11 protein-coding genes are annotated in these 9,650 nt (G+C 67.9%); 2 read left to right on the top strand and 9 right to left on the bottom strand.

All coding sequences use genetic code 11. The features are described from left to right. The 9 genes from VEG08_11445 to rimO form a co-directional block, all read right to left on the bottom strand. Positions 1 to 1,497 (bottom strand): HD domain-containing phosphohydrolase (locus VEG08_11445; GenBank protein ID HXZ28597.1); only part of this gene is annotated, 1,497 nt, incomplete at its 3' end. A 115-nt stretch (positions 1,498 to 1,612) separates the two neighbouring features. Continuing rightward, on the bottom strand, positions 1,613 to 2,629 hold the full coding sequence (locus VEG08_11440) for an NAD(P)H-dependent glycerol-3-phosphate dehydrogenase (protein HXZ28596.1): 1,017 nt from the start codon (positions 2,627 to 2,629) through the stop codon (positions 1,613 to 1,615). Then, on the bottom strand, positions 2,626 to 3,279 hold the full coding sequence (gene plsY, locus VEG08_11435) for a glycerol-3-phosphate 1-O-acyltransferase PlsY (protein HXZ28595.1): 654 nt from the start codon (positions 3,277 to 3,279) through the stop codon (positions 2,626 to 2,628). Before plsY ends, VEG08_11440 begins: the two co-directional genes overlap by 4 nt. A gap of 27 nt (positions 3,280 to 3,306) precedes the next feature. After that, the gene (gene thpR / locus VEG08_11430; GenBank protein HXZ28594.1) at positions 3,307 to 3,894 is read right to left on the bottom strand and encodes an RNA 2',3'-cyclic phosphodiesterase; all 588 of its coding nucleotides are present in this window, start codon (positions 3,892 to 3,894) and stop codon (positions 3,307 to 3,309) included. 85 nt (positions 3,895 to 3,979) lie between these two features. After that, positions 3,980 to 5,224 carry a competence/damage-inducible protein A gene (locus VEG08_11425; protein ID HXZ28593.1) on the bottom strand — a complete coding sequence of 415 codons (1,245 nt, stop codon included), beginning with the start codon at positions 5,222 to 5,224 and terminating at the stop codon, positions 3,980 to 3,982. Positions 5,225 to 5,348: 124 nt separating this feature from the next. Next, complete coding sequence (locus tag VEG08_11420; protein ID HXZ28592.1) at positions 5,349 to 6,419, bottom strand: gluconolaconase; 1,071 nt, start codon at positions 6,417 to 6,419, stop codon at positions 5,349 to 5,351. A 34-nt stretch (positions 6,420 to 6,453) separates the two neighbouring features. Next, positions 6,454 to 6,981, bottom strand: coding sequence for a phosphatidylglycerophosphatase A (locus tag VEG08_11415; protein ID HXZ28591.1), 528 nt, complete (start codon positions 6,979 to 6,981; stop codon positions 6,454 to 6,456). Beyond that, positions 6,962 to 7,210, bottom strand: coding sequence for a DNA gyrase inhibitor YacG (gene yacG / locus VEG08_11410; protein ID HXZ28590.1), 249 nt, complete (start codon positions 7,208 to 7,210; stop codon positions 6,962 to 6,964). The genes VEG08_11415 and yacG overlap by 20 nt, the downstream gene beginning before the upstream one ends. Before the next feature lie 30 nt (positions 7,211 to 7,240). Then, positions 7,241 to 8,725 (bottom strand): 30S ribosomal protein S12 methylthiotransferase RimO, encoded by a 1,485-nt coding sequence (rimO, locus tag VEG08_11405; GenBank protein HXZ28589.1) that lies wholly within the window; start codon positions 8,723 to 8,725, stop codon positions 7,241 to 7,243. A 117-nt stretch (positions 8,726 to 8,842) separates the two neighbouring features. On the opposite strand from rimO, the gene VEG08_11400 reads away from it, so the two are divergent. Both VEG08_11400 and VEG08_11395 read left to right on the top strand, forming a co-directional pair. Beyond that, positions 8,843 to 9,178 carry a helix-turn-helix transcriptional regulator gene (locus VEG08_11400; GenBank protein ID HXZ28588.1) on the top strand — a complete coding sequence of 112 codons (336 nt, stop codon included), beginning with the start codon at positions 8,843 to 8,845 and terminating at the stop codon, positions 9,176 to 9,178. After that, positions 9,171 to 9,650, top strand: a 480-nt coding sequence (locus VEG08_11395) for a hypothetical protein (GenBank protein HXZ28587.1), incomplete at its 3' end; no start/stop codon positions are given. The genes VEG08_11400 and VEG08_11395, both read left to right, overlap by 8 nt.

Genomic DNA, 9,650 nt, shown 5'->3' with positions numbered 1-9,650 from the left:
GGGATAGCCGCGGCCGTCCAGCGACTCGTGGTGCAATTCGATGCCCGGCAGCATCTCGGTGAGTTGCTTGACGGGACGCAGGATATTCGCCCCCTTGGTGGTGTGCGTCTTCATGATCTCGAATTCGTCGGGAGTGAGCGCGCCCGGCTTCTTCAGGATGCGGTCTTCGATGCCGATCTTGCCCACGTCGTGCAGCTGCGCCGAGATGCGGATCTTCTCCACCTCGGGCTTGGGCAGGGCCATCTCCGTGGCCAGGACCACGGAGTACTTGGTGACGCGGTCGGAGTGGCCGCGGGTGTAGGGGTCCTTCTCGTCGACCGCGCCCGCCAGCATCTGGATGGAGCCCATGAACAGGGCCCGGTTCTCCTCGGCGGCGCGCTTGAGCTGGTCGACGAAGCGCTCCAGGTCGGCGGTCATGACGTTGAAGGTGGTGGCCAGCTCGCCGATCTCGGTGCGGCTCTTGAGGGCGACGCGCTGCGAGAAGTCGCCCTTGGCGATGGCCCGGCTGGAGCGGGTCAGGGTCTGCAGCGGCCCGGTGATGTGCCGCGCCGCCAGCACCGAGATGATGATGCTCATCAGGATGGCCACCAGCGCCAGCAGGCGCGCCGTCCGCTGCATGTCGTAGACGTCCTGGTAGGCGTCGCGTTGGTTCTTCTGCGCGATGACCGCCCACCCCAGCGAGGGCACCGGGCTGTAGGTGCCCAGCATCTCGATGTCCTCGTTGTTCTTACGCACGGTGAAGGGGATGGTGGGCGCCAGCAATTGCGCCCGCGCTCCCTCGGCGACGAAGTTCTTCACGATCTCGAACTTGGTCATGTCCTGGCCGGTGAAGTACTCCTGCGAGGCCCCGGCCACCAGCCGGCCGTGGCTGTCCACCACGTAGAGTTCCAGCCCGGAGGTGCTCTCGTTCACCAGGCGCCGTGCCAGGAACTGCAGGTCCACCACCGTGGCGATCACGCCGATGACCCGTTCCCCGGCCTGGATGGGCGTGCCCACCACCATCACCGTGTGCGCGTCCTTGCCCGAGCCCACTCCGATTGCGCCGCCGTTGTAGAGGCGCCCGTTGTTGGCGGCGGTGAAGGCGCTTTCCAGCTCCTTCTGCAGGAAAGCGTCGGCGGCGATGCGCCCGGCGCTGATGCCCCGGCCTTCCTGGTTGAGCAGGGTGACGTAGGCCACGTCGTCGGAGGAAGAGACGTAGCGCTCGATGAGCGTGCGCAGCTCCGGCGCCGAGACCTTGTCCTTGCTGAGGTCGCCTCCGCTGGCCACCTGGATCGCCGACGACAGGTTGGTCAGCGTCAGCCGCAGGCTCTTCTGCCGCTGCGCCACGTCGTCGGCCACCGAGCGCGTGATGGTGTTCTGCAGCAGCCGCTCGTTGGTCTTCAGCCGGTCCTTATTGATGTCCACCACTTTGGTGGAATAGAAATACATGGGCACGACGCTGACCAGGATCAGCACACCCAGGATGAGGTACAGGATCGGCACCCGCTTGGGAATCATGGCGGTTAGGTCGTGAGAATGGCTGCGATTGTATCGTGAAACCCCGGCCGGGACAGGAAAAAACGCGCTCCGGGGCATTACCTTGGTCACGTCGCCCTGGGACCCAGGGTGCCGGCTACTGTTCGACCTTCCCCGGCCGGGTCATCAGTTCGCGGATGGCCTCCCGCGGGGGCTTCCCCTCCTGCAGGATCTCGTGCATCTTCTGGGTGATAGGCATCTCCACCTGCAGCTTGCGGGCCAGACCCACGGCGGCGTTGGTGGTGAGCACGCCCTCGGCCACCATGCCGCGCATGCCGGCGATGATGTCGGGCAGCCGGCGTCCCTTGCCCAGCTCCACCCCCACGGTGCGATTGCGCGAGAGCCCCCCGGTGCAGGTGAGCACCAGGTCGCCCATGCCCGCCAGGCCGGCCAGGGTCTCGCGGTGGGCGCCGCAGGCCACTCCCAGCCGGCTGATCTCCGCCAGCCCGCGCGTGATCAGCGCCGCTATGGTGTTGTGCCCCAGCCCCAGCCCGTCGCACACCCCGGCGGCGATGGCGATCACGTTCTTCAGCGCTCCTCCCAGCTCCACCCCTACCATGTCCTCGTTGGTGTAGACGCGGAAGTTGGGATCGCTGAACTCGCGCTGCACGGTGGCCGCCAGCTCCGCGTCGGGGGAGCCGACGGTGACGGCGGTGGGATCGCCGCGCGCCACCTCCTTGGCGAACGAGGGCCCGCTCAGCGCCCCCAGGCGGGGCTGCTCCAGCCGCGACTCGCTACGGTCCAACACCCGCACGATGACCTCGCTCATGCGCAGCAGGGTGTCGTTCTCGATGCCCTTGGTGGCGCTCACGAACAGCATCTCTGGCTTCAGGAAGGGCGCCATCTGCTCGAAGACCCGCCGGCAGTGGTGCGAGGGCATCACGCTCACCACCATGGCGGCCCCGCCCAGCGCCTCCTCCAGGCTGTTGGTGGGATAGACGGTCTCGGGGAGCTTCACCCCGGGCAGGAACAGTTCGTTCTCGCGGCGCGCGCGGATAGACTCCACCACTTCCGTCTCATAGGCCCACAGCCGAACCTGGTGCCGGTCGCGGCGCCCCAGCACCCCGGACAGCGCCGTCCCCCACGCCCCCGCGCCGATGACCGCGATCCTCATGCGCTCCTGCCCTTCAGCGTGAAGCGGTGCTCCGTCCCCGCCAGCAGCCGCCGGATGTTCTGGTGGTGTTTGAGGATGATGAGCAGGGAAGCGGCGGCTACGACCACCGTCAGTTGCACCGAACCCAGGCTCTCGCCCGCGGAGCGTGGCGGCAGAAAATGGGCTCCGATGGGTAACGTGACACCGGCCAGGATGGAGCCCAGGGAGACGTAGCGCGTCACCAGGGTGGCCAGCAGGAAGATCGCCAGCGCCAGCAGCAGCGCGCGCGGAATGAGCAGGGCGAAGGCGCCCGCGGCCGTGGCCACGCCCTTGCCGCCCTTGAACTTCAGCCACACCGGAAACATGTGCCCCAGGATCGCCCACAGGCCGGCATAGGCCCCCAGCGCGACCGCCCACGCCGGGGAGTGGACCAGCGCGTACGCGAAGAAGCCCAGGGTCCCCGCCACCGCCACAAATCCCTTGCCCGCATCCAGCAGCAGCGTCAGCACGCCCAGCCCGGGCGCGGAGCGCGCCACGTTGGTGGCCCCGATGTTGCCGCTGCCGGTCGCCCGCACGTCCTGCCCGCGGAACAGCCGCAGCAGGATGTACCCAAAGGGGATCGACCCCAGCAGGTACGCCACCACCGCGACGACGATGTAAGTGCCGATCATGCTCTGCTGACTACTGGCCACTAACTCCTAACCACCCTGCAGCGCGTAGCGCTGCAGTTTGGAATACACAGCTCCGCCCGCCGCCAGCTTGCTCTCGTACAAAAAGAATTCGCGGGCGCTCATGGTACCAAACTCGGGCGCAGGCAGCGCCGCCAACTTCTCCTGCAGCTTCTGGAAGCTGGCGTTGTTGCGGTCGCCGCGCCCGCGCTGTGGACGCCCGGAGCCGGTGCGCGCCAGCGTCAGGTGCGGGGTGAAGGCGCGCTCCTCGCGCGCGATTCCCAGGGGCGCCAGCGCCGCGTCCACCGCCGCTGCCAGCGCTGCCAGCTTCTCGTCCGCCTCCACTCCCACCCAGAAGACCCGCGCCGCCTTCACTGTGGGGAAAAAGCCGGTACCGAGGAAGCTGATCTGCGAGACTTCGCCCGCGACCGCCGCCAGCGCCTGCTTCACCTCCGCCACCTTGCCCTCGTGGATCTCGCCGAGGAACTTCAGGGTGACGTGCAGGCTCGCCGGATTCACCCAGCGGGCCTCGGGAGCGAATCCGCGCACGCCCTCCACGAAGCGCGCGAGCTTCTGTCGGACCTCTTCAGGAATATCGACTGCGACGAAAGTACGCATTGCAGATTTCAGATCTTAGATTGCAGATTGCAAGGCCGATCAGCCGCGTCTTTCAATCTGCAATCTGAAATCTTCAACCTGCAATTCAGATTAGCTTCCTTCGCACCATATCCAGAGCCTGCTGGCTGGCGAACCAACGCACCCGCTCCCGGTCCCCGGGATAGCGCCGCTCAATGACCTCGGTCTTCCGCCCGTCCGCCAGCGCGTGGTAGACGAGCCCCACCGGCTTCTCCTCGCTGCCGCCGGTGGGCCCGGCGATGCCGGTGATGCCCACCCCCAACGTGGACTTGCACTGCTTGCGGATGCCCTCCGCCATGGCGATGGCCACCTCGCGGCTGACCGCGCCCTTCTCCGCGATCAGCAGCGGCGGCACCTCCAGCAGCGCGCTCTTCAGGTCGTTGGTGTAGACGATGGCGCCGCCCAGGAAGTAGCGCGAGGCCCCGCTGATCGAAGTCAGCCGCTCCCCCAGCAGCCCGCCGGTGCACGACTCCGCCACCGCGATGGTCGCCCCGCGCATCTCCAGGTAGTAGGCGACGATCTGCTCCAGCGACTCGCCGCCGCGCGAGAACACCAATTCGTCCAGCTCGTCTTCCAGCGCCTCGGCCAGCTTGTCGACCGCCTTCTGCGCCGCCTCCTGTGACTCGGCTTGCGCGTGCAGGTGGATCTGCACCTCGCCCGCGCCCGCCAGGATGGTGGTCTCCACCGCCGCGTGCTGCTTGTAGATGGGGGCGATGCGCGCGTCCAGCGTGGACTCCGGCGCCATGGCCACCTTGAGCACGCGCGTGGCCAGGAACTGCGGCGGCACCGCCTGCCGCAGCCGCGGCAGACACTGCTCCTCGAAGGTCGCGGTCAGTTCCCAGGGCGGCCCCGGCAGCAGGATGACGATCTTCTTCGCGCCTTCCTGATCCAATTCCAGCCACTGGCCGGGCGCGGTGCCCTTGGGATTGTCGAGGACGGCGGCGCCCGCGATCACCTCCGCCTGGCGCACGTTGTTCTCCGGCATCTTCATGCGCCGCGAGGCGAAGCGCGCGTAGAGCTGCGCCACCAGGTCGGGATCGCGCTTGAGCTCGCGGCCCAGCGCCGCGGCCACCGCCTCACGCGTGAGGTCGTCCTCGGTCGGGCCCAGCCCGCCCATGAAGATCGCCAGGTCGGCGCGCCCCAGCGCGATGCGCGCTGCCTCCACCAGATGCTCGCGGCGGTCTCCCACCACCGTCTTGAAGCCCACCTCCACGCCCAACTGGTTGAGTTGCCCGGTAAGATAGAGCGAGTTGGTGTCCTGGCGGAAGGGCGTGAGCAGCTCGCTGCCCACGGCGATGATCTCGGCAAGCACGAGAAGAAGTGTAAATGATTACCGCCGAGGACGCAGAGGACGCAGAGGAATCAGGAGGAGTATGTAGCCGGCCCGTCCATGAGTTCGCTGTTCTCTGCGATCTCTGCGCTCTCGGCGGTGAGAATCAGTCCAGCAGAGATTTTCCCTGCACTCCCCAGGAGAGATGGAAGACGGCGCCGGTGGCGTTGGGATAAGCCGTAGCCAGGATGGCGGCGCGCCCCGGGGCGAAGGCCAGCCCCACCAGCCCGTGTCCTGCCACCGCCAGCGCCGCCTGCCGGTCGGGGGTCAGGCGCACCACGCCGCGGCGCCCGCCCAGCGACGCCGCCACGTACAGGTTGCCTTCCACGTCGAAGGCCATGCCCTGCGGCCGCCCCAGCCCGCGGTAGAAGATCGAGACCTCGCCCTGCGGGCTGACCTCGTACACCGAATCGAAGCTCGAGGTGGTGGGCCCGGTCACGTAGAGCTTGCCGGCCGGGCTGAAGGCCAGGTGGTAAGCGGAGATGGAGGGCTCGAGGGTGGCGAAGACGAAGGTCTGGCGCTGCCGGTCGATCTTGAAGATGGTGCCGCTGCGGTCGCCCACGTAGAGGTTCTGCTCGCCGTCGAAGGCGATGCCGGTGGCGATGCCCATGCTCTCGGCGTACGCCGACATGGTCCCGTTCGACGCCACCCGGTACACCGTGCCGTCGTAGCGCGAACTCACGTACATCTGCCCCTCGCGGTCGAAGGCGATGGCGGTGGCGTTCATCATCTCCGACAGGAACGGCTTCACGTTGTAGTTGGTATCGATCTGGTAGATGGCGACCGGGACCTTCTGCCCGCGCGGGCCGGAGAAGGTGACGTAGATGTTGCCCTCGGCGTCCAGCGCCGGGTTGGTCACCGGGTGCAGGTTCTCGGCGATGGGGATGGCGACCTTGACCTCCAGCGCGTTGGAGGAGGCGCCGTTGGTGGAGACCACCACCGGCCCCGAGGTCGCGCCCTCGGGCACGCGCGCGATCACGAAGTCGTCGGCGGCGATGACCACCGGGCCTTCCACCTCGCCGAACTGCACGCGCGGGCGCCGCAATTCCGCCGGCCGCAGGCCGCGGCCGCTGATGCGCACCTCGCCCCCGGGCAGGGCGGCGGCGGGCGCCACCGCCTCGATGTGCGGCTTCCCGTTCACGTTTTTCTTGCCCAGCAGGTGGTCTGAGATACCCATTCCTCACTGCCCAGGGTGGGAAGCGCCCCCGCCCTCAGCCCAGCACGTGGAAATACAGCAGCAGTTGCACCAGGACCAGCGCGTAGAGCCCCGCCCCCACATCGTCGAGCACGATCCCCGCGCCGCCGTGCAGCCGCTCCAGCCGCCGCACGGGAAACGGCTTGAGGATGTCGAAAGCTCGAAAAAGTATAAAGCTGGCCAGAAGATATTTCCAACGCAGGGGCACGGCGATGAGCGCGAACATCTGCCCCGCGGCTTCGTCGATGGTGACGAAACCGGGGTCGCTCTTGCCGCTCTCCCGCTCCACCACCCCCGCCGCCGGGATGCCGATGGCCATCAGCAGCGCCCCCGCTGCCGCCGCCGCGAACCAGCGCGCGTCCTCCGGGAGGCGGCCAGCCGCCAGCGTCCACAGCAGCACAGTCAGCGCTGAGGTCCAGGTACCGGAGCCGGGGCGCAGGAAGCCCGCCCCGAAAAAGGTGGCCAGCAGCCACGCCCAGGTCGTGCGCTGCGGGCGATCGGACTCCTCCGGCGGGCCCGCCGGCTCAGTTTCGGGTGCGTCCATGATGAGGGGTGTCCTTCCCGGCGGGGGTGCTGGTGTCGGGTGGGACCTCGGCCGCGCCCAGCGCCTCCGGGTCGGCGATGGGAGTCGAAACCACGTAGCCGCCGCTGGCCCACTTACCCAGGTCGAGCAGCCGGCAGCGCTGGCTGCAAAAAGGGAACTCCGCCTCCGCGCGCAGAACGATCTTGCGGCAGATGGGACAGCGCAGGCTGCGAATTCTCCGCTTCGGCATATCTAGAAACTAGAAACGAGGAACTAGAAACTACAAAAGTTCTGCCACCAGATCGTAATCGTGTGCCTCGGTCACGCGGCAGCGGTAGAACTCGCCCGCCCGCGCCTGCGCGTGCCGCCCCAGGTCGTTCACGTACACCTTGCCGTCGATCTCCGGCGCGTGCATCGCGGTGCGGCCCTCCCACAGCCACTCGCTCTCCTCCGACTCGCCCTCCAGCAGCAGTTCGAACTCGCGTCCCACCAGCGCCTTCTTCTTCCTGCGGCTGATGGCCTGCTGCACCTTCATCAGATGTTTGCGCCGGCGCTCGATCTCCGGCCGCGGCAGCTTCCGGTCCAGCGCATGAGCGGCCGCGCCCTCTTCGTCGGAGTAGCCGAAGGCGCCCAGCCAGTCGAACTCGGCGGCGCGCACGAACTCGCACAGTTCCTCGAAGTCGCGCTCCGTCTCTCCCGGAAAACCCACGATGAAGGTAGTGCGCAGGGTCAGGCCCGGCACCGCGCGCCGCATCTTCTCGATGGAACGCAGGAAGAGCTCCGCCCCGCCGCCGCGCTGCATGCGCTTGAGCACCGCCGCCGAGGCATGTTGCAGCGGCACATCCATGTAGGAGCAGATCTTCTCGTGCGCGGCCATCGCCTCCAGCAGCCGCCCCGTGATCTTGTTGGGATAGGCGTAGAGGAAGCGCACCCAGCGCAATTCCTCGACCCGCGCCAGCCGCTCCAAGAGCAGCGCCAGGCCGTCCTTCAAGCCCAGGTCCTCGCCGTAGCAGGTGGTGTCCTGCCCGATGAGAGTGATCTCGCGCGCACCCGCGCGCGCCAGCCCCTCCGCCTCCGCCACCACCGATTCGAAGCGCCGCGAGCGGAACTTCCCGCGCAGTTGCGGGATGATGCAGAAGCTGCAGGGATGGTCGCAGCCCTCCGCGATCTTGATGTAGGCGGAGTGCCGGGGCGTGGCCAGCAACCGCGGTGTGCTTTCGTCGTAGAGGTACTGGGGCAGGGAAGCAGCGGCGCCCTCCCAATCTGCCCGCGAGAAGCGGCCCTTCTCGGCGCGCGCCGCGCCCTCCGGTCGCGACTGCAAGATGGTGAAGGGACTGTGTGGCACAGCCGCCCTCGGCTGCGCGATCCCAGCGGCCGCCAGGATCTGCTCCAGTTCGCCCGTGCCCACCACCGCGTCCACTTCCGGGATGTCCTGCTGGATCTGCGCGCGGTAGCGCTCCACCAGACATCCGGCGACGATGAGCTTCTTCACCCGGCCCGCGCTCTTATGCTGCGCCATCTCCAGGATGGCGTTCACCGACTCCTGCTGCGCGCTCTCGATGAAGGAGCAGGTGTTGACCACAAGCACGTCGGCGTCCTCGGCGCGCGCGGTGATCTCGGCCCCCGCTTCCGCCAGCAGGCCCATCATCACCTCGCTGTCCACCAGGTTCTTGGGACAGCCCAGGCTGACGAAGCCCACCTTGGTGCGGGTGCTCTTCCGGGTCTCGGGCTCCAGCACTCCTACGGTTGATTCCCTTTCCGGCATGCGATTCTCTTGATTCTACCATCCGGCCGCCGCCCGCCCGCCGGGGCAGGAAAGCGCAGAAAGCGCTTGACATCGCGCCGGGGCCTATATATAAGAAGCCAATATATAGGAGTCCATATGTCCACGGTGAACGCCAACATCAAGCGGGGCAGCGCCGAACTGGCCATCCTGGCGCTCCTGGCCCGCGGCCCCCTTCACGGCTACGAGATCGCCCGCCGCATCGCGAGCGAGACCGAAGGCGTGCTGCGCTTCGACGTCGCCTCCCTCTACCCCTTGCTCTACCGCATGGAGAAGCGCGGCTGGGTGAAGGGCTACTGGGAGGAGGTCGGCGGGCGCCGCCGCCGCTACTACCGCCTGGCCCCGGAAGGCAAGAAGAAGCTCGCGCCGCTGCGCCGCCAATGGGGCGCTTTCTTCCAGGCGCTGGACCGCCTGGCGGGGGTGGCCGATGCCTGATTGGCAAGTCCTCCTGCGCGCGCGCCTGGGCCCGCTCCGCCTCTCTCCCCAGATGGAAGACGAGGTGGTCGCCGAACTGGCCGCCCACTTCGAAGACGAATGCCGCGAGCGGGCCGAGGCCGGCGTCCCGGCCGACGAGGCCGTGCACTCCACCCTGGCCCAGGTCCCCGACTGGCAGCGCTTCCGCCGCGACCTGCAACACAGCAAGGAGGATCCTATGAACCACCGCACTCGGGCTCTCTGGCTCCCCGGGGCTTTGACTTGCCTCTTTTCTTATCTGGCGCAGGCTATGATGGTGCGCGCCGGCCTGAAGCCGGAGTACGTATGGCGGGCGTCGGAGTTTGGGATCGCTGGGATCGCGTTCTACCTGCCCTGGTTCTTTCCCCTACCGATCGTGGGCGCTCTGGGAGCCTGGTGGTCGCGCCGCGCCGGCGGAACGCTTCGCGAGCGCCTGCTCGCGGCTCTGCTGCCG

This window comes from Terriglobales bacterium (assembly GCA_035624475.1).
Taxonomy (GTDB): domain Bacteria; phylum Acidobacteriota; class Terriglobia; order Terriglobales; family Acidobacteriaceae; genus DASPRL01.
The sequence above is the reverse complement of the archived record's forward strand: the minus strand, read 5'-3'. Positions and strand labels throughout refer to the sequence as shown.

What these genes read in the sequence shown, in the direction of transcription:
- VEG08_11440 (HXZ28596.1), bottom strand. Translation starts at nt 2,629, where the DNA reads ATGAGGATCGCGGTCATCGGCGCGGGGGCGTGGGGGACGGCGCTGTCC.
- plsY (HXZ28595.1), bottom strand. Translation starts at nt 3,279, where the DNA reads ATGATCGGCACTTACATCGTCGTCGCGGTGGTGGCGTACCTGCTGGGG.
- thpR (HXZ28594.1), bottom strand. Translation starts at nt 3,894, where the DNA reads ATGCGTACTTTCGTCGCAGTCGATATTCCTGAAGAGGTCCGACAGAAG.
- VEG08_11420 (HXZ28592.1), bottom strand. Translation starts at nt 6,419, where the DNA reads ATGGGTATCTCAGACCACCTGCTGGGCAAGAAAAACGTGAACGGGAAG.
- VEG08_11415 (HXZ28591.1), bottom strand. Translation starts at nt 6,981, where the DNA reads ATGGACGCACCCGAAACTGAGCCGGCGGGCCCGCCGGAGGAGTCCGAT.
- yacG (HXZ28590.1), bottom strand. Translation starts at nt 7,210, where the DNA reads ATGCCGAAGCGGAGAATTCGCAGCCTGCGCTGTCCCATCTGCCGCAAG.
- rimO (HXZ28589.1), bottom strand. Translation starts at nt 8,725, where the DNA reads ATGCCGGAAAGGGAATCAACCGTAGGAGTGCTGGAGCCCGAGACCCGG.
- VEG08_11400 (HXZ28588.1), top strand. Translation starts at nt 8,843, where the DNA reads ATGTCCACGGTGAACGCCAACATCAAGCGGGGCAGCGCCGAACTGGCC.